Raw genomic sequence first — 22,988 nt, forward strand, 5'->3', positions numbered from 1 at the left:
GCCGCCGCTACACCGCCGTCTGCCAACGCAGGCCGTGGGGCAGCGAACGCGGGCCATAGAGAAAGTGCAGCACGCGGCGACGCCCCGTGCCCAGCGACTTCGACGACGCGTGCAGCAACAGCGGACGCATCACCAGGGCGGTGCCGGCCTCGGCCTCGCAGACGCATTCACCCAGGGCATCGCGGGTTGCGGTCGCGGCGTCCGGCGCCAGCACCCCCAGGGTGTGGGAGCCCGGCACCACGCGCAAGGGGCCGTCGCTGGAGGCACAGCAGTCCAGGTGCAGGCGAACGGCCACCAGTTGTTCCAGCACCGCGACGGGGGCCTGCACGAACACCGCCCCCTCCTTGTCCGCCCATCCCGACCAGCCGGCCCCCTCGACCCGCTCGGCCACCGGAATACTGAGGTCCTGGTGGAGCGGCACCAGCCAGTTGCGCGCGCTCGACTTCTCGAAATACGTGCACTGGACCGCCACGTGCCCAGGCGGAATCAGGCGCCCCAGATCGCCGTGCTCGCGAAGGCGCCTGGCCAGCGCTGCACACCAGTCGGCCGACAGCAGACAACGGGTACCGCCCGACGCGCCCACCCCCGGGTCGACGCTCTGAACGGCATCGCCTGCGAGGGCGGACAGCACACCGGGCACGCTGACGAACCCGTTGCGGGCAAACGACTCAACCCACATGCCGGTCAGGACGCGCGAAAGGTGCTTGGCACGAACCCTTCAGCCCGCGCCGAGGATCTGCCTGCACTCACTGGGTCGTCAGCGCCGCCAGCTCGGCGCGCGTGGCCGCCGCGATCTCGCGTTCGCGCTTGCGCGTCTGCCGCGCCACCCACACCGAGTACCCCACGATCACCACGGTGACGGTGGCGATGAGCAGCGTGGCGGCGGCGTAGATGGTGGGGTTGATGCCGCGCCGCGCGTAGCCGAAGATCACCTGCGGCAGCGTGTTCACCCCCGGGCCGGAGAGGAATTCGGAGATCACCACGTCGTCGAACGACAGCGTGAACGACAGCAGGAAGGCCGCCAGGATGCCCTGGAAGATGTTGGGCAGGGTGATCAGGAAAAACACCTGGAACGGCCGCGCGCCCAGGTCCATGGCGGCTTCCTCGATGCTGCGGTTCATCTCCATCAACCGGCTCTGGATCACCACCATGCCGTAGGCCATGCCCAGCAGGGTGTGGCCGAGGATGATGGTCAGCATGCCGCGCTCGGGCCAGCCCAGGGCGTTCTGCGCGCCCACCATCAGCAGCAGCAGCGACAGGCCGATCACCACCTCGGGCATCACCAGCGGTGCGTTCACCATGCCCGAGAACACCGTGCGACCGAGGAAGCGGCGGTAGCGCACCAGCACAAAGGCGGCGAAGGTGCCGAGCACGGCCGAAAGCACACCCGTGACCGCGGCCACCTTCACCGACAGCCAGAAGCCTTCGACGATCTTGCTGTCGCGCGTGAGCGCCTCGTACCAGCGCAGCGAGAAGCCGGTGAAGTTCGCGTCCTGCCGGGTGCTGTTGAAGCTGAACACGATCATGAAGAACAGCGGCAGGTACAGGAACAGGTAGACCGCCGCCAGCCAGAGCTTGCCGAAGTGTTTTTCAAGAAGCTGTTTCATTGCCAATCCTTTGCCAAATGCCTGGGAGGTCCGACGGATGCTTTGCGGGGATGCGGTGGAACCGGCTTTGCCGGGCCACTCGCATCGCCCCCTGGGGGGGTGACGCGAAGCGGCGCGGGGGGTTACTTTTCTTCGGCTGTGAAGTGGTAATAAATGGCCAGGGGCACGATGATCAGCAGGATCATCACCACCGCCAGCGCCGAGGCGCGTGGCCAGTTGTTGCTGGTGAACATCTCGTCCCAGACCACGCGGCCGATCATGATGTTTTCCGGCCCGCCGAGCAGCGAGGGGATCACGAACTCGCCCACGGCGGGAATGAACACCAGCATGAAGCCGGCGACGATGCCGGCCTTGGACAGCGGCACCGTCACCAGCCAGAAGGTCTTGAACGGCGAGGCGCCCAGGTCGTAGGCGGCTTCGAGCAGGCGAACGTCCATCTTCACCAGGTTGGCGTAGAGCGGCAGCACCATGAAGGGCAGGTACACATAGGTCATGCCCACCAGCATGGACACGTTGGTGTAGAGCATCTGGATCGGTTCGCTGGTGATGCCGATGCCCATCAGGATCTGGTTGAGCACGCCCTGGTCGGCCAGGATGCCCTTCCAGGCGTAGACGCGCAGCAGGAACGAGGTCCAGAACGGCAGCATCACCATCATCAGCAGCGCGGGCCGCACGCTCGGCGCCGAGCGCGCGATGAAATAGGCAAACGGGTAGCCGATCAGCAGGCACAGTACGGCGGTGCACAGCGCGTACCAGATCGATCGCAGGTAGGCCTCGATGTAGATCGTCTGGAACAGCTCGCCGCCCTCCACGTCGCGGAAGATGGTCCAGTAGTTCTCGTACTTCAGGCTCAGGATGCCCGTCACCGGGTCCCAGATCGGCTTGAACGGGTTGATGCTCTCGCCCATGTCCACGAAGCTGATGTACAGCAGGATCAGGAACGGCAAGAGGAAAAAGACGAACAGCCAGACGTAGGGCACGCCGATGACGAAGCGCTTGCCGGGCATGGGGAGTGACGAAGTGGCCATCAAGAGTCTCCAGAAACTTTCAACCTGTGAGCGCTACAACCTGAACCAAGGATGCGGTGGAACCGGCTCTGCCGGGCCACTCGCATCGCCCCCCTCCGGGGGGTGACGCGAAGCGGCGCGGGGGGCCGGGATTGAAGTCAATCCCGGAGCACAACTGCTGCCCCATCGTCCCACCAGAAATACACGTCGTCTTCCCAGGTGATGTCCGACAGGTCCTGGCGCGTGGTGTTGGCCTCGGTGATCTTCACGCGCGAGCCGTCGCTGGCCAGCACGATGTAGGTGTTGTACGAGCCGAAGTAGGCGATTTCCTTGACCCGGCCGGCGAACAGGTTGGGACCCACGTTGTCGGGCCGCTGCTTGCTGATCTCGATCTTTTCCGGGCGCACGGCGATCGACACCGGCATGTTCAGCGTGCCGCTCACGCCATGGCCCACGTGGATCTCGCCGATGCCGGTGTGCGCCGCGCAGTGGTCGGCCTCGTCCACGCTGAGCTTGCCGGCGAACAGATTCACGTTGCCGATGAAATCGGCCACGAACTTGTTGCGCGGGTGCTCGTAGATTTCTTCGGGCGTGCCCACCTGCAGCACGCGGCCCTTGCTCATGATGGCGATGCGGCTGGCCATGGTCATGGCCTCTTCCTGGTCGTGCGTCACCATCACCACGGTCACACCCACGCTCTCGATGATGTTGACCAGCTCGAACTGCGTCTGCTCGCGCAGCTTCTTGTCCAGCGCGCCCAGCGGTTCGTCGAGCAGCAGCAGCTTGGGTTTCTTGGCCAGGCTGCGCGCCAGCGCCACACGCTGCTGCTGCCCGCCCGAGAGCTGGTGCGGCTTGCGCTTGGCGTAGGGCGTGAGCTGCACCAGGGCCAGCATCGCGTCGGTGCGCTGCGCGATCTCGGCCTTGGGCAGGCCTTCGCGCTTGAGGCCAAAGGCCACGTTCTCCCAGATGTTGAGGTGCGGGAACAGCGCATAGCTCTGGAACATCATGTTCACCGGCCGGTCGTAGGGCGGCATGTTCGCCACGTCCTGCCCGCCGAGCAGGATGCGCCCGGAGGTCGGCTTTTCGAAGCCGGCCAGCATGCGCAGCAGGGTGGACTTGCCACAGCCCGAACTGCCCAGCAGGGCAAAGATCTCGCCCTTGCCGATGGAGAGCGACACCTCGTCCACGGCCACCGCTTCGTCGAAGCGCTTGACCAGTTTTTCCGTGACGAGGTAACCCTCTTCGTATGTGATGTTGCAGTGGGGTGCGGACATGCCGTCTCCTGGGGGTGGGTGGGCGCCAAGAAAAAGGGCTGTTCCTACACGTGGTACGAACAGCCCCAGGCTCGGGTCAGGTGGTGACCAGAACGTTCACTTGCCTTTTTTGAAGCTGTTGTAGGCGTTGGCCATGGCTTCGCGGGCTTCGTTGCTGAAGCTGCTCGGCGGGATCATCTTGGCGAAGTAGTCGGACTCGACAAAGATGGTCTTGTTGCCCGCGATCTCGGGGTTGATCTTGTCGATGGCGGCCTTGTTGCCGGTGGGGTAGCTCATCTCGTTGGCCATGGCCGCGGCATTTTCCGGGCGCAGGTAGAAGTCGATGAAGGCCGCGGCGTTGTTCGGGTGCTTGGCGTCCTTGGTCACGGCCATGGTGTCAAAGAAGATCAGCGCGCCGGTGCTGGGCAGCAGGGCTTCGATCACATCCTTGGAACCGTTTTCCTTGGCGCGCGTGGCCGCGATGTTGATGTCACCCGACCAGCCGATGGCCACGCAGGCCTTGCCGCCAGCGACGTCGTCGATCATGGTCGAGCTGAACAGACGCACGTCCTTGCGCACCTTGGCCAGCATGGCGCCGGCTTCCTTGTAGTCGGCCGGATCGTTGGAGTAGGCGTCCTTGCCGATGTAGTGCAGCGCCACCGGGATGATTTCCGTGGGCGAGTCCAGGTAGGCAATGCCACAGGACTTCAACTTGCTCGTGTACTCGGGCTTGAACACCAGGTCCCAGGCGTTTTCCGGCATGGCCATGCCGCCCAGGGCCTTCTCGACCTTGGTCTTGTTGATGCCCACGGTGGTGAAGCCCCAGGCCCATGGCACCAGGTGCTTGTTCTCGGGGTCCGCCTTGGTCAGGGTGGCCATGATGGCCGGGTCCAGGTTGGCCAGGTTGGGGATCTGGTCCTTCTTCAGCGGCTGCAGCAGACCGCCTTCGATCTGGCCCTTGGCGAACACGGTGCCGGGCACGACGATGTCGTAGCCGGTGTTGCCCGCCACCAGCTTGGCGTGCAGCGCTTCGTTGGTTTCGAAGGTGTCGTAGTTGACCTTGACGCCGGACTCTTTCTCAAAGGCGGCGACCATGCCTTCGGGGATGTAGTCGGGCCAGTTGTAGATATTCAGGACTTTTTCGTCGTCGTACACCGGGCCGGCGGGCGCGGCCGGGGCAGCGGGTGCGGCCGCCACCGGAGCGGGTTCCGCGGGCGCGGCCACCGGCTCTTCTTTTTTGCCGCAAGCGGCCAGCAGCATGGCCGAGATGGCCAGAACCAGAACGTGCTTTTTCATGGTGAGAGACACTCCAGAAAGATGAATTGAGATCCGACGGTTGACACACGGCAGCGGTCGGTATCGGAATGCCCTGCGGGCATGCAATTTACAGACCAGCTTTGTCCCCAGTCTGGGGCACGGAGCACTGTAACAAAGAATCCCTCAGGCGAGCTCGCCAGCGGAGCGCAAATCGTCGAGCGTGGCGTCCAGGCAGCGCACGATCAGCGCCATCATTTCGTCGATCTGCGCGTGCGTCATCACCAGCGGCGGCGCGATGATCATGCGGTCGCCCACGGCGCGCATGATCAGCCCGTTCTTGAAGCAGTGGCCCCGGCAGATCATGCCCACGCCCAGGTCGGCATCGAACATCGCGTTCGTGGCCTTGTTCTTCACCAGCACCAGGCCGGCAACGAAGCCGCAGGTCTCGGCGCCGCCCACCAGCGGGTGGTCCTTGAGTTCGGCGAAGCGCCGGGCCAGGTAAGGGCCGGTGTCGTCCTTCACCCGGCCCACCAGGTTCTCGCGCTCCATCAGCTCCAGGTTGGCCAGTGCCACCGCGCAGGCCACCGGGTGGCCGCTGTAGGTGTAGCCGTGGTTGAACTCGCCGCCCTTTTCGATCAGCACCCGGGCCACGCGGTCGCCCACCATCACGCCGCCGAGCGGGATGTAGCCACTGGTCACGCCTTTGGCGAAGGTCACCAGGTCGGGCCGGTAGCCGAACTTCTCGTAGGCGAACCAGTGGCCCAGGCGGCCGAAGGCGCAGATCACCTCGTCGGAAATCAGCAGGATGCCGTACTGGTCGACGATGCGCTGGATCTCGGGCCAGTAGGTTTCGGGCGGGATGATCACGCCGCCCGCGCCCTGCACCGGCTCGGCGATGAAGGCCGCCACCTTGTCGGCGCCCACTTCCAGAATCTTCGCTTCCAGCCAGCCCGCGGCGCGGCGGCCGAAGTCGGCCTCGCTCTCGCCGGGCCGCGCGTTCTCGAAGAAGTACGGCTGCTCGATGTGCGTGATGTTGGGAATGGGCAGGTCGCCCTGCGCGTGCATGCCGCCCATGCCACCCAGCGAGGCACCCGCCATGGTGCTGCCGTGGTAGGCGTTGTTGCGGCTGATGATCACCTTGCGCTGCGGCTGGCCCAGCAGGTCCCAGTAGCGGCGCACCATGCGCACGTTGGTGTCGTTGCTTTCGCTGCCGCTGCTGCTGAAAAAGACATGTTCAAAGCTGCGCCCGCCGACCTTGGGCGCCAGCGAGGCGAGCTTGGTCGCCAGTTGCACCGCCGGCACATTGGTGGTGTTGAAGAAGCTGTTGTAGAACGGCAGCGTCATCATCTGCTGGTAGGCGGCGTCGGCCAGCTCCTTGCGGCCGTAGCCCGCGTTCACGCACCACAGCCCACTCATCGCGTCCAGGATCTTCGCGCCCTCGGAGTCCCACACGTAGATGTTGTCGGCCCGCGTGATCACGCGCGCGCCACGCGAGGCCAGACCCGCGTGGTCGGTGAACGGGTGCAGGTAGTGCGCGCTGTCCAGCGCCTGGATGGCTTTCGTGTCCTGCTGCTCGGCGCGGCGAACCAGGGCAGGCGGGGCGATGAGGGTTGAGGGGTTCATGGTCGGTCCTTGGATGGCGTGTTCAAACGTGCAGCAACAAATGTTCGCGTTCCCACGGCGAAATCACCTTCATGAACTCGTCGAACTCCAGTTCCTTGATCTCGGTGTAGATGGTGATGAACTCCTTGCCCAGCACCTCGTGCAGGTCGGGTTCGCGGCGCAGCCAGTCCAGCGCTTCGCCCAGCGAGCGCGGCAGCGAGTACGGCGCCAGGTAGGCGTCGCCCTTCATCTCGGGCTTGGGCTTGATCTTGTTCTTCATGCCCAGGTAGCCGCAGGCCAGCGTCATGGCCATGGCCACGTAGGGGTTGGCGTCGGCACCGATCACGCGGTTCTCCACCCGACGCGCGGCCGGGCTGGAGATCGGCGAGCGGATGCCCACCGTGCGGTTGTCGTGGCCCCACTCGATGTTGATCGGCGCGGCCGTGTGGCGCGAGAGGCGGCGGTAGCTGTTCACGTAGGGCGCCACCAGCACCATGGCCGCCGGGATGTAGCGCTGCAGGCCGCCGATGTAGTGGTAGAAGGACTCGGAGGCCGTGCCGTCCTCGTTGCTGAAGATGTTCTTGCCGGTGGCCTTGTCCAGGATGCTCTGGTGCACGTGCATGGCGCTGCCGGGCTCGCCCGCGATGGGCTTGGCCATGAAGGTGGCGTACATGTCGTGGCGCAGCGCGGCTTCGCGCACGGTGCGCTTGAAGAAGAACACCTCGTCGGCCAGGCCCAGCGGGTGGGCATGGAAGAAGTTGATCTCCATCTGCCCCGCGCCCACCTCGTGGATCAGCGTGTCCACGTTGAGCTCCATCTTGTCGCAGTAGTCGTAGATCTCCTCGAACAGCGGGTCGAATTCGTTCACCGCGTCGATGCTGTAGGCCTGACGCGAGGTTTCGGCGCGGCCGCTGCGGCCGATCGGCGGCTTGAGCAGTGTGTTCGGGTCGGTGTTGCGCGCGGTCAGGTAGAACTCCAGCTCGGGCGCCACCACCGGCTCCCAGCCCTCGGCCGCGTACAGGTCGCAGATGCGGCGCAGCACGCTGCGCGGCGCGAAGGGCACCAGCTTGCCGTGGTGGTCAAAGCAGTCGTGGATCACCTGCGCGGTGGGGTCGGTGGCCCAGGGCACGATGCGCACCGTGGTCGGGTCCGGGCGCAGCTGCATGTCCTTGTCGGTCGGGTCCACCACGTCGTAGTACGGCCCGCTCTCAGGGAACTCGCCCGTCACCCCCATGCCCACGATGGCCTGGGGCAGGCGCATGCCGCGGTCTTCGGTGAACTTCTCGCGCGGCAGGATCTTGCCGCGCGCCACCCCGGTCAGGTCGGGCACCAGGCATTCGACCTCGGTCACGCGGTGCTCGTTGAGCCAGTTCTCCAGATCGTTGAAGCTGTTGACTTTTTGGGAGGCTGTCATGTGCCGGTTCCTTGTCGGTTCGAGGGGTTGTGCCGGATATGGGAATGCAGGGCAGGTTTCAGGCGCCGATGGTGGCGCGGCTGCGGGCCAGGTCGGCGGCCTGCAGGCGCAGGCTCTGGCGGGACCGGCAGGCGCGACCGAATTCCTCGAAGATCGCGGCGTAGAACGGGGTCTCCCAGCAGCGCCATTCGGGGTGGAACTGCACCGCGTAGGCGAAGGTGCGCGCGCCCTTCACGGCAAACGCCTCCACCACCCCGTCGGGCGCGTGGGCCATGGCCTGCAAACCGCTGGCCAGCCGGTTGATGCCCTGGCCGTGCAGCGAGTTCACCATCGTCTCGGGGCCGCCGGCCCAGGTCTCGAAGATGCTGCCGGGCTCGAAACGGATCGGGTGGCTCGGCGCGTACTGTTCTTCAAAGGGCGCGGTCTTGGGCTCGCGGTGGTCCATCAGGCCGGGCACCTCGTGCACACGCTGGTGCAGGGTGCCACCCAGCGCCACGTTGATCTCCTGAAAGCCCCGGCACACGCCCAGCAGCGGCACGCCCTCGTGCACACAGGCTTTCACCAGCGCCAGCGTGAGCGTGTCGCGCTCCAGGTCCAGCGGCAGGCTGGGGTCGGCCACGTCTTCGTCGAAATGCGAGGGGTGCACGTTGGAGGGCGAGCCGGTCAGCATCACGCCGTCCACCAGGGACAGCAGTTCGGGAATCTGTTCGGCGTCGGCCAGCGGGAACATGACCGGCTGGGCCTGCGCGCCGACCTTGACGGCGCGGGCGTATTTGTCGCCCAGCAGCAGGAAAGGCATCTGGTGCCCGTGGTCGCCCATGAGGCGGTGGTCGGCAGGCAGCCAGACCATGCAAGGCGGTTGGTTCATGGTGTCTCCAAACACGAAGTTTGATTCTGACCCGTAAATTGGATCACAATCAGGGCCAGTTCACACCACCTTATGGTGCCATTTCTTTACCCGAACCCGCCAACCCGCACCACCAGCTTTGAGGGGCATCCAGGATCCGGCTCCGCCGGTCCGAGATGCCGCCCCCCTCCCGCCGAAGGCGAGAGAGGGGGGTGACGCGAAGCGGCGCGGGGGGTGCTTGCTGCCCATGCTGTCTGAATTCCTGCTGACCGAGATGAACCGCCTGGGCGCGCAAGACGCCCTGCCCCTGCACCGCCAGCTCTACGAGGCACTGCGCCGCGCCATGCTCGACGGCAAGCTGGGTGCGGGCGAGCGCCTGCCCTCCAGCCGCGACCTGGCGCAGGACCTCGGGCTCTCGCGCAACACGGTAGTGGCGGCGATCAACCAGCTCAGCGTCGAGGGTTACCTGGCCAGCCGGGTCGGCAGCGGCACCTATGTGAACGAGAGCGTGCCCCGCGCCCTGCCCGGGCGCGCCACCCGCCGGCCGGGCGCCCCGGGCGGCAACGGCAGCGTGCCCACTGGCCGCCTCTCGACGCGCGGGCTGGCGCTGTCCACCACCTTCTGCGCCACCGAGCTCGAAGTCCAGCCCTTCACCCCCGGCATCGCCGACTTCAGCGCCTTCCCGCTCACGCTCTGGCAGCGCCTGCAGAACAAGCACTGGCGCATGACCTACCCGGACATGCTGGACTACAACGACTCCGGCGGCTACGCGCCGCTGCGCCGGGCCATTGCCGACTACCTGCGCGTGTTCCGCAGCGTGCAGCTCGACGCCGACCAAGTCATCGTCACCACCGGCACCCAGCAGTCGCTCGAACTCTGCGCCCGCCTGCTGGCCGACCACGGCGACACCGTGTGGGTGGAAGACCCGGCCTACTGGGGCGCGGTCAAGGCCTTCATGGCCACCGGCCTGGCCATCCACCCCGTGCCGGTGGACGACGAAGGCATCCATCCCGGCACAGCCGACGACGCGCACCCGCCCAAACTGATCTACCTCACGCCTTCGCACCAGTACCCCACCGGCGCGGTGATGAGCCTGCCGCGGCGCCACCAGTTGCTGTCCACCGCGCGCGCCCACGGCGCCTGGGTGCTGGAGGACGACTACGACAGCGAATACCGCTTTTCCGGCCCGCCCATCTCCAGCCTCGAAGGCCTGGACAACGACGGCCGCGTGTTCTACATGGGCACCTTCTCCAAGGTGCTCTACCCCGGCATCAAGCTCGGCTACCTCATCGCGCCCCGGCCGCTGGCGGCGGCCTTCAAGCAGGCGCACTACGACCTCAACCGCCCGGGCCAGATGCCGCTGCAGGCCGCGCTGGCCGAGTTCATCGAGATGGGCCACTTCAGCAGCGCGCTGCGCCGCGCGCGGCAGAACTACGGCGAGCGCCGCGCCGCGCTGCTCGACGCGCTCAAACCCGTGCTCGCTCCCGGCACCGAAGGCCCGTTCATCAGCGGCGCCGAACAGGGCCTGCACCTGTGCCTGCGCCTGCCCGCCACGGTGGACGACGCCGCGCTCGCCCAGCGCATCGCCCAGCAGGGCCTGACCGTGCGCCCGCTCTCGGCCTACTGCCTGGCGCGCCACGACCTCAAGGGCCTGGTGATCGGCTACGGCTACGCGCCGCTGCGCGAGATCCAGCGCTGCGGGCCGGTGCTGGCTGCGGCGGTGCGGCAGGCCCTGGGCACCCTCCCCGCCGAGCACTGACGCTCCCCGCAAAACCGGGGGCGTACGCCAGCGCACAGACCCCGGCGCCGGGGCGGCGCAGGCTCTGGGGTGACAACCCTTCTGGAGACACCTCATGACTTCCTTTCCAAGCACCCTGCTGGCCGTGGCCGGTATGGCCTTCAGCGCCCAGGCGGCCGCCCAGGCCACCTTCTACGAACACCCGGATTTCGGCGGCCGGTCCGTGCGAGCGAACCAGGAAATCAGCCGGTTCGACCGCTACAGCTTCAACGACCGCACCTCGTCCGTGGTGATCGTCGGCAACCGCTGGGAGGTCTGTGAGCACGTCGGTTTCCAGGGCCGCTGCGTGGTGCTGCGCCCGGGCGAATACCCCTCGCTCGCCGACATGGGCCTGAACGACCGCGTCTCCTCGGCGCGCGTCATCGCCCGCAACGCCCGCGTGGACGACGACCGCTACGCGCCGTTGCCTGGGCCATTGCCGGCCGCCACGCAGGTCACGTTCTATGAGCGCGAAGGTTTCGACGGCCGCTCCTTCACCACCACCGGCGCCATCCCCAACTTCCGCCGCTACGGTTTCAACGACCGCGCCTCGTCGGCCGTGGTGGTCGGCGAACGCTGGGAGGTCTGCGACGACAACCGCTACCGCGGTCGCTGCGTCGTGCTGCGCCCCGGGCGCTACCCGTCGCTCGAAGCGATGGGCCTGGACGACGAAGTCAGCTCGGTGCGCACCGTGCCGCGCAACGTGCGCATCCGCGACGACCGCTACGCCCCACCGCTCGAGGCCGCACCGGACGACGACGGCCAGATCACATTCTTCGGACGTGAGGGCTTCCAGGGCCGCTCCTTCACCACGGAAGAAGCCGTCGCCAACCTGGAGCGGGCCGGCTTCAACGACCGAGCCACCTCGGCGATCGTGATCGGTGAACGCTGGGAGGTCTGCAACGACACCCGGTTCAGCGGGCGCTGCGTCGTGCTGCGTCCCGGGGGCTACCCGTCGCTCGAAGCCATGGGCATGAACGACCGCATCTCATCCGTGCGCACCGTCGAAGGCCGCGGCCGCATCGACAACGACCGCTACGCGCCACCGCCACCGGCGGCGGTCTACGACGGCCGGCGTCGCCAGGGCGAGCGGCTCTTCGAAGCCCCGGTCACGTCCGTGCGGGCCGTGCTCGCCACCTCCGGTCAGCGCTGCTGGGTCGAGCGTGAGCAGGTCCAGAGCCAGGGCGGCAACAACGCCAACGTGCCTGCGGCCCTGGCAGGCGCCCTCATCGGCGGCATCCTGGGCCACCAGGTGGGCGGCGGCACCGGCAAGGACATCGCCACCGTGGGTGGGGTGATCGCGGGTGCCGCGCTCGGTGCACAGGTCGGTCGCGACGGACAGCCCGCCACGCAGGACGTGCGGCGCTGCGAAGACACCCCCGGCGGCGCGCAGCCCGCGTTCTGGGACGTGTCCTACAACTTCCGCGGCCAGGACCACCGCGTCCAGATGGCCATGGACCCGGGCAACACCGTCACGGTGAACGAACGGGGCGAGCCGCGCCAGCAGCAGTGACACTTTGAGGGCCGATGGCCCTCAAAGTGCGTCGCGCAAGCGGTACCACAGCATGCCCAGCGCCAGGCTCGGCGTGCGCAGCAGCGGCCCGCCGGGAAAGGCGTGGTGCTTCAGGCGGGCGAACACGTCAAAGCGCCCGGCCTGCCCCGCCACGGCCTCGGCCACCAGCCGACCGGCCAGCCCGGTGAGCGCCACGCCGTGGCCGCTGAAGCCCTGCAGGTAATAGAGGTTGTCGCCTAGCCGGCCGAAGTCGGGCGCGCGGTTCATGCTGATGTCCACGAAACCACCCCAGACGAACTCGACCGGCACGCCCTGGAGCGCCGGGAACACCGCACCCATGCGCCGCGCCATCACACCTTGGAGGTCGGGCGGCGTCATGGTGGTGTAGCTCACGCGCCCGCCGAAGAGCATGCGGTGGTCGGCGCTGAAGCGGAAGTAGTCGAGCACGAAGTTGTTGTCGCAGACCGCCGCGTTGTGCGCGATCAGGCGCTCGCACAGGGCCGGGTCCAGCGGCGCGGTGCCGATGATGTAGGTGCCCACCGGCATGATGCGCGGCGCGATCTCGGGGGCCACCTGCGGGCCGTGTTCGGGCAGCATGCAGTTGCCCGCCAGCACACCGAAACGCGCCCTCACCTGCCCGCCGGCGGTGCTCGCCACCAGCGTGGCGCCACGCTGCAGGCCGGTCACCGGCGAGCCCTCAAACATGCGCACCCCCGCGGCCTGGGCGGCGCGCGCCAGACCCAGCGCGTACTTCAGCGGGTGCAGGTGGCCCGAGCGCTGCTCGTGGAACGCGGCCACGTAGCGCGGGCTGTCGACGAAGCGCGCCACCTCGTCACCCTCGGCCCAGGCGCAGGGCACACCGCGCCGGTGGTGGTCGTCGCATTCCTCGCGCAGCGCGCGCGCCTTCTTCGCCGTCTCGGCCACGTAGGTGTAGCCGCGCTGCCAGTCGCAGCCGATCCCGTGCTCGGCGATACGCTGCTCGATCAGCTCCACCGCCTCGACCGACATGTCCCAGGCGCGCTGCGCATCGGCCGCGCCCAGCTGCTGCTCGAACGGCGCCTGCCCGCTCGCGTAGCCCACGATGGCCTGCCCGCCGTTGCGCCCGCTCGCGCCCGAGCCGATGCGGTCGGCCTCCAGCAGCACCACCGACAGGCCCCGCTGCGCCAGCTCCAGCGCCGCGCTCAGGCCCGCGAAGCCGCCACCGACCACCACCACGTCGGCCACCACCGTGCCCTGCAGCGGCGGGCAGGGCGCGGGCCGGTCGACGCTGGCCTCGTAATAGCTGGTCTGGTTGAGCTGGGTGTCGGAGCCGAGCAGGGAACGGGCGAACATGTCAAAAGACCCTCGTGTGAATGAAGGACCCACATGCCGAAAGCATGCCTGCCACCAGGGCACCCGTGGAACCGGCTTCGCCGGGCCACAGGGTGCGTTCCCCCTCCCGCAGGAGAGGGGGGAAGACGCGCAGCGGCGCAGGGGGGTGCTTCATCTCTTCGCGATTTGACCGCAGAGGTAGGCCCACACGAAGGTGGCGGCCGCGTTGGTCGTCAGCTCGGCGTGATCGTAGGCCGGCGCCACCTCGACGCAGTCCATGCCAATCCAGTTCAGATCGGCCAGCTCTTCGATGAAGCTCAGCACCTGCGAACTGCTGAGGCCGCCGGGCTCGGGCGTGCCGGTGCCGGGTGCAAAGGCCGGGTCCAGCACGTCAATGTCCAACGTCAGGTAACAGGGCCGCTGGCCGATGCGCGCGCGGATCGCGTCGATCGTGGGCCTCAGCCCGGCGCCGTCGAGCCCGCGCAGCGCGCGCGCCGTGAAGATCTGCCCGCCCTGGTCGGCCACGTACTCGCGCGCGGCGCGCACGCCGGGGGAGCGGATACCGATCTGCACCGTGTGTTCGGCGCTGATCAGGCCCTCCTGGATCGCTTCATAAGTCCAGGTGCCGTGGCCCGAGGGTTCGCCGAAATGGTCGGTCCAGGTGTCGCAGTGCGCGTCGAAATGCACGCAGGCCAGGGGCTCGCCATGTTTCGCACGGGCGGCGCGCAGCAGCGACAGCGTGACCGAGTGGTCGCCGCCGAGGAAGACGCAGTGGTGCTTCGCCATCAGCTCGGCCGCCTGCCGCTCGATGTGCGCACGCACCTCGGGCAGCGGCGAGGCGTTGGGCAGGCGCATGTCCAGCGCATCGCCCAGGTGGCCCAGCGGCGACACGTCGAACACCGGGTGGATGCCGTCGCACAGCATCAGGCTGGCCGCGCGGATCGCCTGCGGGCCGAAACGCGCCCCCGGTCGGTGCGTCACCACGCCGTCGAACGGCACACCGGCCACGGCAAAGGGCTGCGCGCCCAGCTCGGGCGCCCCCAGAAAACGGTTGGTGTTGTTGGCGTAGGCAAACTGTCCCGTGGCCATGTGGGTCCTTGCTGTGGCGATGCTGGAAAGTGGAACCATAAGATATCAACGATCCATCGCATCGATGGATCCAATTGAATGCCCCGGCCACCGTCCACCATCCCCCCGGGCGAGGCCCACAAACAGGGGGCCTCCGCGCGGCACGACGCCGCCGATCACCCTAGAATCGTGACGACATGCCCGACACGCCGTCCTCGCCGCTGCTCTCGCCCGACGCGGATTCGTGTGGGATCGGTGTGCTGGTGGTCGACGATCACGACCTGATCCGCCTCGGGCTGCGGGCGCTGCTGGGGCAACGCACCGACGTGCGCCTGCACGAGGCCCGCACGCTGCAGGAAGCGTTGGTGCTCTACCGCCGTGGCGACATCGACCTCGTGCTGCTGGACCTGCACCTGCCCGACGCGCACGGCCTGACCGGCCTGACCACCTGGCTGCAGCAGCATCCCCACGCACGGGTGGTGGTCCTTTCCGGGGACAGCGACCCTCAGATGGCGCAACGTGCGCTGGCGCAAGGGGCCGTGGCCTACCTGCCGAAGTCGGGCGACCTGCGGTGTGTGGTGGACCACCTGGCGCCGGGCGGATCGCGCGGCCTTCCGCGCGATGTCGCCGACACGCTGCCACCGCGCGCCGACGATCCCCGCTCACAGCTGAGCCCGCGGCAGACCCAGGTGCTCGACTGGCTGCTGGCCGGACAGGCCAACCGCGACATCGCCGCGCGCCTGCAGATCAGCGAAGGCACGGTCAAGAACCATGTCTCGGCACTGCTGCTGATCTTCGGCGTGCGCTCCCGGGCCGAACTCATCAGCACCCAACGCTGAGCGGCCGGGCACGATGGCCACGACCCCGCCGTCGATCCAGCAGCGGGTGATGCATGAGCAGGTGGCTGCGCTGTATGCGACCACCGCCAGCGCCACCATCGCCGACGTGATCGTGTCCTGGGCCGTGGCGCTGCTGTTCTGGTGGAAAAACGGCGACAGCATGGCCTTGGTCTGGATCACGCTGCACTCCTCGCAGCTGCTGCGCTATCCGTTCCAGGCCGCCTACTTCAAGGACCCGGCGGTGGCCGAGCGCACGGCGTTCTGGGCCCGGCGCCACCGCAACGAAATGCTGTGGTATAGCGGCACCTGGGCACTGGCGCCATGGCTGATGCTGCCCCGGGCCGACACCTCGATGACCGCAGTGCTGGTGCTGGTGGTGCTGGGCGTGACCAGCACCGGCATTCCCGCCGTGGCGCCGCGCTGGGCCTCGGTGCTGGGTTTTGCCCCCCCGATGGTGCTGGGGCTGATCGGCGCCCTGCTGTGGCAGGGTGGCGCGGTCGACCTGGTGCTGGCCCTGTGCTGCCTGGTTTACCTCGGCGTGTCGCTGTACATCGCACACAGCCAGCACCACCTGCTGGCCCAGACCCTGCAATCCCGGTTCGAGAAGGAAGCGCTGGCCCAGCAACTGGAGCAGCAGATGACGCTGACCCGGCAGGCGAGCGAGGAGAAGACCCGCTTTCTCGCAGCCGCCAGCCACGACCTGCGCCAGCCGCTGCACGCGATCGGCCTGTTCGGAGCCGCGCTGGAGCAGGCGCTGCGAGGGCAGCCGGCCCACCAGCACGCGCTGCGGCTGGAGGATGCGGTGCGCTCGCTGCACCACTCGCTTGGCGCGATGCTGGACATCTCGCGCCTGGACGCCGGCGTGATGGCCCCCGAGCGCCAGCCGGTGGCCTTGCGCGAGACCTTGTTGTCCATGCACCGCCTCTTTGCCGGTCGGGCGCAGGACAAAGACATCGCGCTGCGCATCCGCACCAGCGCGCTGCACGTGACCTCGGACCCCCAGATGCTGGAGCGCCTGCTGGGCAATCTGGTGGAAAACGCGATCAAGTACACCCACCAGGGTGGTGTCCTGGTGACGGCCCGCCAGCGCGGGCAGCGGGTGTGGATCGAGGTGGTCGACACCGGCCTGGGCATCGAGCCGGCGCAGCATGAGCTGGTGTTCCGGGAGTTCTACCAGGTCGACAACCCCTCGCGCGACCGCAGCCTGGGGATGGGCATCGGCCTGTCGATCGTGCGCCGCCTGTCCACGCTGCTGGAGCATCCGGTCAGCCTGAGTTCCCGGCCCGGCCGTGGCACCCGGTTCCGCCTGTCGCTGCCCCTGGCCCCCGCCGGCCTGCCCGCCGCCACACCGCCTGCCGCCGCCCCGACGGAGGGTGAACTGCCGCGCAGGGTGCTGCTCATCGACGATGAAGCCATCGTCACCCAGGGGCTGATGGCGCTCATGCACACGTGGGGGGTTGAGCTGCTGGCCGCTGCCGACGAAGGCGCCGCCCAGGAGGCCATGCGCCAGGCCGCCGAAGAACACCGGCCGGTCGACGTCATCCTGTCGGACATGCGTCTGCGCCACGGCGTCAGCGGCCTGGACGTGGCCCGCCGACTGCAGGCGGCAACGGCGCCGCCGCCGGTGCTGGTCATGATCACGGGCGAGACCTCACCCGAACACCTGCGCACCCTGGAACACACGGGACTGACGGTCCTCTTCAAACCGGTGGACCCGCAGCTGTTGCGGCATACCCTCATTGAGGGACGCCGGGTGGCCCACCATGACTTTCGACACTTCGCAGCGGGCGCCAGGTCCCATACCGTCGACCCCGGCACGCTGCAGCGGGATGAGGGTCAGTGACTGTTGCAGCTTCTCTGGCACTGACCCGTCACAGGAGTATCAACATGGCACGTTTCAATCGCTTTTCCAAACTCGGTCTGGTTGTGGGCCTGGTGCTGGCACAGGTAGCCGCGTACGCGGCGTTTGACACCCAAGGCAACACCGTCCCGGCCCAGTCTTCCGGCCTGCGGCTGCTGGTGCAGCCCGACAAAAAGGCCGGCGGATCGACCCTGGCCATGTTGCCGGCGTCGCCCATGTGCACCTATCTCGGCAAGCGCTGCGAGGGCGGCGACGGTTCGGCCTGCAAGGCCTACTTCGCCAACTGCTGAGCACACACCGGCAAAACCTGCACGCCTGCACGTTTTGCGAAGGCCCACTAGCATGAGCGTCCGCCGCCACCAGGTGGCGGCGTCACCTTCCGGAGACCCCATGCTCAAGCTCTATTACTCCCCCGGCGCCTGCTCGCTCTCACCCCACATCGCCCTGCACGAGGCCGGCCTGCCGTTCGAGGCTATTCCCGCGCCCACCAAGACCCACAAGCTGCCCGACGGCAGCGATTACTACCTCGTCAACCCGCTGGGCTATGTGCCCTTCCTCGCGCTCGACAGCGGCGAGACCCTGCGCGAAGGCCCGGCCATCGTGCAGTACATCGCCGACCAGGTGCCCGACAAACAGCTCGCACCGCCGGCGGGCACCATGGCCCGCTACCAGCTGCAGTCCTGGCTGAACTTCGTCAGCACCGAACTGCACAAGGGCTTCAGCCCGTTGTTCAACCCCGCTGTCCCGGCCGACGCCAAGCCGGTCTTCAAGGACCGACTGCTGCAACGCCTGACCTGGGTGGACGGCGAACTCGCCGGCCGGCAGTACCTGATGGGCGAGCGGTTCACCGTGGCCGATGGCTACCTCTTCACCGTGACCAACTGGGCCAAGCCGGTGGGCCTGGACATCGAGGGCCTGGCCCACCTCGCGGCCTACCGCAGCCGCGTGGCCGCGCGCCCGGCCGTGCAGGCGGCGATGAGCGCCGAAGGCTTGATCTGAATGCAATACGCCGCGTTCTTCCGCAACCTGAACCTGGGGCGGCCGAACTGCCCGACCAAGGCCCAGTTCGAAGACGCGTTCAGGGTGGCCGGTGCGGCGTCGGCCGCGTCGTTCCTTACCAACGGCACCCTGGTCTTCACGGTCCCCTCGGCCGGACGGGCGCGCAAGGTCTTCGCGGGCGCCTGCGAAGCGCTGCGCGACAGCTGCGGCCTGCGTGAGCCGGGCTACATCCGCAGCGTCGAGCACCTGGCCCGGCTGGTCGCCCTCGATCCCTTCTCGGCGGTGGACCGGCGCAGCGTCTACGCCTGCTGCGTGACCTTTCTGCACCCCGACAGCGCACCAGCGCCCGCCCTGCCGCTGGTGTCGGCGCGCGGCGACGTGCAGGTGCTGCAATGGACGGGACCGGAGGCGCTGAGCCTCAGTTTCAAGCCGGGCAAGTCGCCGGGCAGCCCCAACGCGTTTCTCGAAAAACTGCTCGGCCTGCCGGCCACCACGCGCAACTGGACCACGGTGGAACGCCTGGTGCACAAACACGCCGGACCGCCCGCCCGCTGAACGTGGGCCGGCCTGGCGGCCAAGGGCATGATCGAAAGATTCGGCCGCTCAGGCGGCGCAGGCGTCCTGCCAGAGGCTGTGCCGCTGGCAGGCCAGCACGTGCCCGATATCGGCCTCCAGGCGCCGTTGCCGCTCCAGGGTCAGGTAACCATCGGCCAGCATCAGTTGCACCAGCTCGAACAGCACGGTGTCGTCGGTCCAGGTCTGGCGTTCCAGCCAGCGCATGCCTTCCAGGACGTCCCTCAGGCCCGTGGCGTCCCCATCGTCGATGTTGAACAACGCGGCGCGCACCGCGTCGAAAAGCCGTGCGTGCGAACCGCCACCGTCCGCAGCGGGCGTGCCTTTGAGCGCCTGCATGAGGGACTGCAATACGCGGAGCAACCGGGCGTGCTGGTCCCAGATGTCGCGCATGGTTTGGAGCTGCATGGTGTTTCCTGTGGTCGGGTCTTGAAAAAGACAACCAAAGGATCACACAAAACGGCCGATTTGGCATTTACGCCTGTCAGTTGGGCACTTTGGTCCTAACTTTATCGGCCGTTTCGCCCAGAAAATCACGCCCGCCGTTGCGCGGGCGAGACGGGCTCAGCTTTCGCCCAACCCCACCGGCGCGGGCGCCAGCATTACGATGCGGGTGAACAGGCGGTCGAACTGCGGGTCGCGCGGGATGCGGCCGTTCAACGGGTCCTGGTTGGTCGCGAAGGCGGCGTTGAGCGCGTGCCAGTCGGCGTCGCTCAAGCTGTTTTCGGCCTCGGGCAGCACCACGGTTTCCTCCAGCCGCATGTGCTCCAGGTAGAACGCCACGTAGCGCGCCACCTCGTCTTCGAACGCCTGGCGCCGTGTGTCGCCCAGGTACTCCCAGGCCATCAGCAAGTGCATGAGCGCGCGCACGTTCTGCTCGCCCTGCATGTGGTCGCGCTCCAGCTGATCGATGGCAGCCATCACGTGCGGCGCCACGCGGGCCACGCGGGGAAACAGCAGGTCCGACTCCTTGGGGTGGTGGTGCTTTTCCGGAAACTCGTCGATGTAGAACAGCATGGCGCGCAGCACGTCGAAAAAGCGCTCGTGCTGCCCCCCCTTGCCTTCGGGGTCCGGACCGCGCTTGACCATCTGCGTGAGCGATTGCAGCATGGCCGCCAGCGTGGCGTGTTCGTCGCGGATGACGCGCAGGGCTTCGTGGTTCAAGACATGTCTCCTGATTCGCCGACCGATAGGTCGGTCATTGCGAGAGGCTGACTATCGCCGACGCACGCCCGGTGGTCCTTGATGCACGTCAAGAGCGAATGCCAACCCGCCAATCAACCCCTGCATTGAAGCACGTGATTACAAAAAGAAACGTTTTCGGGGCGTTAAAAATGCCCGATTTCCGCGTGCTTTTTTCCGCCCCGGCTGGGCCACGGTCAACCGGCGAAGCCCCCTTTGAACGCCAACGGTCCATCGTTTCGCTTCCGTTTCGTCCCTACACCGGCGGCTTCCAGCGCTTGAGCAGCAGGGCGTTGCTCACCACGCTGACCGAACTCAGCGCCATCGCCGCGCCGGCCAGCACCGGGCTCAGGTAGCCCAGCGCGGCCAGCGGGATCCCGGCGGCGTTGTAGGCGAAGGCCCAGAATAGGTTCTGCCGGATCTTGCTCACGGTGCGGCGCGAAATGTCGAGCGCGGCGGCCACCAGCATCGGGTCGCCGCGCATGAGCGTGATGCCGGCCGCGTGCATCGCCACGTCCGAACTGCCGCCCTGGCTGTGGCTCATGGCCAGGCCCACGTCGGCGGCGGCCAGCGCGGGCGCGTCGTTCACGCCATCGCCCACCATGGCCACGGTATGGCCTCCACCTTGCGTCGCCGGCGCGGGCCGCACTTCTGCGACGGGCTCGGGCTCGCCAGGCGCGTGGCCGCCTTCCACCGCGGCCAGCGCCGCCAGGCCCGGCGGGGCTTCACGCTCGCCCAGCTTGAGCCGCTGCACCACCGCCGCCTTGTCGCCCGGCAGCACCTCGGCGATCACCTCGCCGGCCTCGGCCCGCAGCCCCAGGGTCCTGGCCATGGCCAGGGCCGCGCCCCGGTTGTCACCGGACACCATGAACAGGCGCAGGCCCTGCGCCCGCAGCCCGGCCAGCGCCGCGGCCGCGCCGGGTTTGGGTTCGTCGGCGAACGCCAGCAGGGCCAGCGGCGCCCACAGCTTCGCGCCGTCCGGGCCGCCGTCGCCCTGCGCCGCGAGCACCGACACCGTGGCGCCTTCGTCCTGCAGCGCCTGCGCGCGCTCGGCCAGCGGGCCCAGGCTGGCGCCGAGTTCGCCCATCCAGCGCAGGCTGCCCAGCGCCAGCGGCGCGCCCTTCACGGTACCCAGGGTACCGCGGCCCGAGACCGCCTGCACATCCTGCGCCGCGTCGGCGGCCACCGTCAGACCCCGCGTGGCCGCCGCCTCCAGCACGGCGCGCGCCAGCGGGTGCGCGCTCTGCGCCTGCAGCGCGCTCGCGGCCTGCAGCACCGCGAGTTCGTCCACCCCCGCAGCCGCCTCGATCACCCGAAGGCGCGGGTGGCCCACGGTCAGCGTGCCGGTCTTGTCGAAGGCCACGGTGTCCACACGGTGCGCGATCTCCAGCGCCTGCGCGTCCTTGATCAGAATGCCGTGCTGCGCCGCCACGCCGGTGCCGGCCATGATCGCCGCTGGCGTGGCCAGGCCCAGCGCGCAGGGGCAGGCGATCACCAGCACCGCGACGGCGTGCAGCAGCGCCTCTTCCACCGGCGCGCCGGTGTAGAGCCAGCCCGCGAGTGTGACCAGCGCGATCACCAGCACCACCGGCACGAACACCGCCGCCACCTGGTCCACCAGGCGCTGCACCGGCGCCTTGGCGGCCTGCGCGTCCTGCACCAGCGCGATGATCTGCGCCAGCACGCTCTGCGCCCCCACGGCGCGCACCCGCAGCTCCAGCGAGCCTTCACCGTTGAGCGAACCACCGGTGACGAAATCGCCCACATCCTTGGTCACCGGCATGGCCTCGCCGGTCAACATGGATTCGTCGGCCTGCGAATGGCCCAGCAGCACCTCGCCGTCGGCGGCGAACCGTTCGCCGGGCAGCACACGGATCAGGTCGCCGGGCAGCAGCTCTTCCACCGGCACGTCGGTCAGCTCGGTGCGTTGGATCCCATCGGGTAAGAGGTGCGCTCGCTCGGGGCGCAGCGCGTGCAGCGCGCGGATGGCGCTGGTGGTCTGGCGCTTGGCTCGCGCTTCCAGCCATTTGCCCAGCAGCACCAGGGTGATCACCACCGCCGAGCCTTCGTAATACAGATGCACCATCTCGTCCGGCTCGGCGCGCCACCACAGCCAGGTGGACAGCGCCCAGCCCGCCGTGGTGCCAATGGCCACCAGCAGCTCCATGTTGCCGGTGAGTGCCTTGAGCGCGTGCCAGCCGGCCTTGTAGAAACGCGCGCCCAGCCAGAACTGCACCGGCGTGGCCAGCGCGAACTGCATCCACGAGGGCAGCATCCAGTGCTTTCCAAACAGGTCCCCCACCATGGGCAGGGCCAGCGGCGCCGAGAGCAACATACCGGCGAGCACCGGCAGCAGGTCCAGCGGAATGCCCATCCAGTGCTCGCCGACGTCGTCGTCCATGGCCTCCAGGGCGCGCGGCTCGTAGCCCGCGTCGCGCACCGCGCGGCGGATGCGCGCCACGGTCTCGGCGTCCTGCGCACCGCTCAGGGTGACGCGCGCCGACTCGGTGGCCAGGTTCACGCTGGCGGCGCTCACGCCCGGCTGCTTCTTCAGCACCTTTTCGACCCGGGACACGCAGGAGGCGCAGGTCATGCCGCCCACGCCCAGATCGAGCTGGTGCGAAGAGGAAGGGGTCGGGGCTTCTAGGGTTGCTGTGTTCATGGGATCTTTTCAAGCACACGCCGGGAACCGGCTCTGCCAGGCCGCTGGCGTGCTCCCCGTGGGAATACGCGCCGCGCGGTGCAGGGGGACTTCAAGGTCGCAGCATAAGCTTTCCCCCCATGGGAAGGTCAAGCGGCAAGGTGTATCGCGAGGTGTATCGTTCGGTGCTTGACCTTGACACGGTGTCAAGCCTGAAGATACCGTTCCCCCAACCAG

General features: G+C 68.1%; 20 protein-coding genes. 7 read left to right on the forward strand and 13 right to left on the reverse strand.

Going from position 1 to position 22,988, the window contains the following annotated elements; genetic code table 11:
- Positions 1-7: 7 nt before the first annotated feature.
- From HTA01S_RS10495 to HTA01S_RS10530, 8 genes are all read right to left on the reverse strand, one after another.
- Positions 8-679 (reverse strand): phytanoyl-CoA dioxygenase family protein, encoded by a 672-nt coding sequence (locus HTA01S_RS10495; protein ID WP_068170498.1) that lies wholly within the window; start codon positions 677-679, stop codon positions 8-10.
- Between the two features lie 67 nt (positions 680-746).
- Positions 747-1,607, reverse strand: coding sequence for an ABC transporter permease (locus HTA01S_RS10500; RefSeq protein WP_068170502.1), 861 nt, complete (start codon positions 1,605-1,607; stop codon positions 747-749).
- Between the two features lie 122 nt (positions 1,608-1,729).
- The gene (locus tag HTA01S_RS10505) at positions 1,730-2,635 is read right to left on the reverse strand and encodes an ABC transporter permease (RefSeq protein WP_068170505.1); all 906 of its coding nucleotides are present in this window, start codon (positions 2,633-2,635) and stop codon (positions 1,730-1,732) included.
- 137 nt (positions 2,636-2,772) lie between these two features.
- Entirely contained in the window at positions 2,773-3,888 is a 1,116-nt protein-coding gene (locus HTA01S_RS10510) for an ABC transporter ATP-binding protein (protein ID WP_068170506.1), read from the reverse strand.
- Positions 3,889-3,984: 96 nt separating this feature from the next.
- Entirely contained in the window at positions 3,985-5,163 is a 1,179-nt protein-coding gene (locus HTA01S_RS10515) for an extracellular solute-binding protein (RefSeq protein ID WP_068170507.1), read from the reverse strand.
- A gap of 144 nt (positions 5,164-5,307) precedes the next feature.
- Positions 5,308-6,747 (reverse strand): aspartate aminotransferase family protein, encoded by a 1,440-nt coding sequence (locus HTA01S_RS10520; protein ID WP_068170525.1) that lies wholly within the window; start codon positions 6,745-6,747, stop codon positions 5,308-5,310.
- Between the two features lie 22 nt (positions 6,748-6,769).
- Positions 6,770-8,140, reverse strand: a complete 1,371-nt coding sequence (locus HTA01S_RS10525) for a glutamine synthetase family protein (protein ID WP_068170530.1) — start codon at positions 8,138-8,140, stop codon at positions 6,770-6,772.
- A 58-nt stretch (positions 8,141-8,198) separates the two neighbouring features.
- On the reverse strand, positions 8,199-9,008 hold the full coding sequence (locus HTA01S_RS10530; protein WP_084236012.1) for a gamma-glutamyl-gamma-aminobutyrate hydrolase family protein: 810 nt from the start codon (positions 9,006-9,008) through the stop codon (positions 8,199-8,201).
- Positions 9,009-9,234: 226 nt separating this feature from the next.
- On the opposite strand from HTA01S_RS10530, the gene pdxR reads away from it, so the two are divergent.
- Both pdxR and HTA01S_RS25750 read left to right on the forward strand, forming a co-directional pair.
- Complete coding sequence (gene pdxR, locus HTA01S_RS10535) at positions 9,235-10,746, forward strand: MocR-like pyridoxine biosynthesis transcription factor PdxR (protein ID WP_068170828.1); 1,512 nt, start codon at positions 9,235-9,237, stop codon at positions 10,744-10,746.
- A gap of 94 nt (positions 10,747-10,840) precedes the next feature.
- Positions 10,841-12,277 carry a beta/gamma crystallin-related protein gene (locus HTA01S_RS25750; protein WP_218017334.1) on the forward strand — a complete coding sequence of 479 codons (1,437 nt, stop codon included), beginning with the start codon at positions 10,841-10,843 and terminating at the stop codon, positions 12,275-12,277.
- Between the two features lie 21 nt (positions 12,278-12,298).
- On the opposite strand, the gene HTA01S_RS10545 is transcribed toward HTA01S_RS25750, so the two are convergent.
- Positions 12,299-13,609 carry an NAD(P)/FAD-dependent oxidoreductase gene (locus HTA01S_RS10545; protein WP_068170533.1) on the reverse strand — a complete coding sequence of 437 codons (1,311 nt, stop codon included), beginning with the start codon at positions 13,607-13,609 and terminating at the stop codon, positions 12,299-12,301.
- 150 nt (positions 13,610-13,759) lie between these two features.
- Entirely contained in the window at positions 13,760-14,677 is a 918-nt protein-coding gene (gene speB / locus HTA01S_RS10550; protein ID WP_068170536.1) for an agmatinase, read from the reverse strand.
- Positions 14,678-14,853: 176 nt separating this feature from the next.
- Here speB and HTA01S_RS10555 point away from each other — a divergent pair, with 176 nt between their 5' ends.
- The 5 genes from HTA01S_RS10555 (at position 14,854) to HTA01S_RS10575 (ending at position 18,910) form a co-directional block, all read left to right on the forward strand.
- On the forward strand, positions 14,854-15,495 hold the full coding sequence (locus HTA01S_RS10555) for a response regulator transcription factor (RefSeq protein ID WP_068170539.1): 642 nt from the start codon (positions 14,854-14,856) through the stop codon (positions 15,493-15,495).
- A 13-nt stretch (positions 15,496-15,508) separates the two neighbouring features.
- A complete protein-coding gene (locus HTA01S_RS10560) occupies positions 15,509-17,338 on the forward strand; it encodes an ATP-binding response regulator (protein WP_068170543.1) in 1,830 nt (609 codons plus the stop codon).
- A 44-nt stretch (positions 17,339-17,382) separates the two neighbouring features.
- Positions 17,383-17,646 carry a hypothetical protein gene (locus tag HTA01S_RS10565; RefSeq protein WP_068170545.1) on the forward strand — a complete coding sequence of 88 codons (264 nt, stop codon included), beginning with the start codon at positions 17,383-17,385 and terminating at the stop codon, positions 17,644-17,646.
- A 100-nt stretch (positions 17,647-17,746) separates the two neighbouring features.
- Positions 17,747-18,355 carry a glutathione transferase GstA gene (gene gstA / locus HTA01S_RS10570; protein WP_068170548.1) on the forward strand — a complete coding sequence of 203 codons (609 nt, stop codon included), beginning with the start codon at positions 17,747-17,749 and terminating at the stop codon, positions 18,353-18,355.
- Entirely contained in the window at positions 18,356-18,910 is a 555-nt protein-coding gene (locus tag HTA01S_RS10575) for a DUF1697 domain-containing protein (protein ID WP_068170551.1), read from the forward strand.
- Between the two features lie 48 nt (positions 18,911-18,958).
- Here the strand turns inward: HTA01S_RS10575 and HTA01S_RS10580 are convergent, their stop codons facing one another.
- The 3 genes from HTA01S_RS10580 to HTA01S_RS10590 form a co-directional block, all read right to left on the reverse strand.
- Positions 18,959-19,336, reverse strand: a complete 378-nt coding sequence (locus HTA01S_RS10580; RefSeq protein ID WP_068170572.1) for a hypothetical protein — start codon at positions 19,334-19,336, stop codon at positions 18,959-18,961.
- A 156-nt stretch (positions 19,337-19,492) separates the two neighbouring features.
- Complete coding sequence (locus HTA01S_RS10585; protein ID WP_068170574.1) at positions 19,493-20,092, reverse strand: hemerythrin domain-containing protein; 600 nt, start codon at positions 20,090-20,092, stop codon at positions 19,493-19,495.
- A gap of 274 nt (positions 20,093-20,366) precedes the next feature.
- Entirely contained in the window at positions 20,367-22,772 is a 2,406-nt protein-coding gene (locus HTA01S_RS10590) for a heavy metal translocating P-type ATPase (RefSeq protein ID WP_068170576.1), read from the reverse strand.
- Between the last annotated feature and the right edge of the window lie 216 nt (positions 22,773-22,988).

Origin of the sequence: Hydrogenophaga taeniospiralis CCUG 15921, from assembly GCF_001592305.1 — a bacterium.
Classification (GTDB): Bacteria; Pseudomonadota; Gammaproteobacteria; order Burkholderiales; family Burkholderiaceae_C; genus Hydrogenophaga; species Hydrogenophaga taeniospiralis.

Coding starts and splice junctions, on each gene's coding strand:
- HTA01S_RS10495 (WP_068170498.1), bottom strand. CDS start 679: ATGTGGGTTGAGTCGTTTGCCCGCAACGGGTTCGTCAGCGTGCCCGGT.
- HTA01S_RS10500 (WP_068170502.1), bottom strand. CDS start 1,607: ATGAAACAGCTTCTTGAAAAACACTTCGGCAAGCTCTGGCTGGCGGCG.
- HTA01S_RS10505 (WP_068170505.1), bottom strand. CDS start 2,635: ATGGCCACTTCGTCACTCCCCATGCCCGGCAAGCGCTTCGTCATCGGC.
- HTA01S_RS10510 (WP_068170506.1), bottom strand. CDS start 3,888: ATGTCCGCACCCCACTGCAACATCACATACGAAGAGGGTTACCTCGTC.
- HTA01S_RS10515 (WP_068170507.1), bottom strand. CDS start 5,163: ATGAAAAAGCACGTTCTGGTTCTGGCCATCTCGGCCATGCTGCTGGCC.
- HTA01S_RS10520 (WP_068170525.1), bottom strand. CDS start 6,747: ATGAACCCCTCAACCCTCATCGCCCCGCCTGCCCTGGTTCGCCGCGCC.
- HTA01S_RS10525 (WP_068170530.1), bottom strand. CDS start 8,140: ATGACAGCCTCCCAAAAAGTCAACAGCTTCAACGATCTGGAGAACTGG.
- HTA01S_RS10530 (WP_084236012.1), bottom strand. CDS start 9,008: ATGAACCAACCGCCTTGCATGGTCTGGCTGCCTGCCGACCACCGCCTC.
- pdxR (WP_068170828.1), top strand. CDS start 9,235: ATGCTGTCTGAATTCCTGCTGACCGAGATGAACCGCCTGGGCGCGCAA.
- HTA01S_RS25750 (WP_218017334.1), top strand. CDS start 10,841: ATGACTTCCTTTCCAAGCACCCTGCTGGCCGTGGCCGGTATGGCCTTC.
- HTA01S_RS10545 (WP_068170533.1), bottom strand. CDS start 13,609: ATGTTCGCCCGTTCCCTGCTCGGCTCCGACACCCAGCTCAACCAGACC.
- speB (WP_068170536.1), bottom strand. CDS start 14,677: ATGGCCACGGGACAGTTTGCCTACGCCAACAACACCAACCGTTTTCTG.
- HTA01S_RS10555 (WP_068170539.1), top strand. CDS start 14,854: ATGCCCGACACGCCGTCCTCGCCGCTGCTCTCGCCCGACGCGGATTCG.
- HTA01S_RS10560 (WP_068170543.1), top strand. CDS start 15,509: ATGGCCACGACCCCGCCGTCGATCCAGCAGCGGGTGATGCATGAGCAG.
- HTA01S_RS10565 (WP_068170545.1), top strand. CDS start 17,383: ATGGCACGTTTCAATCGCTTTTCCAAACTCGGTCTGGTTGTGGGCCTG.
- gstA (WP_068170548.1), top strand. CDS start 17,747: ATGCTCAAGCTCTATTACTCCCCCGGCGCCTGCTCGCTCTCACCCCAC.
- HTA01S_RS10575 (WP_068170551.1), top strand. CDS start 18,356: ATGCAATACGCCGCGTTCTTCCGCAACCTGAACCTGGGGCGGCCGAAC.
- HTA01S_RS10580 (WP_068170572.1), bottom strand. CDS start 19,336: ATGCAGCTCCAAACCATGCGCGACATCTGGGACCAGCACGCCCGGTTG.
- HTA01S_RS10590 (WP_068170576.1), bottom strand. CDS start 22,772: ATGAACACAGCAACCCTAGAAGCCCCGACCCCTTCCTCTTCGCACCAG.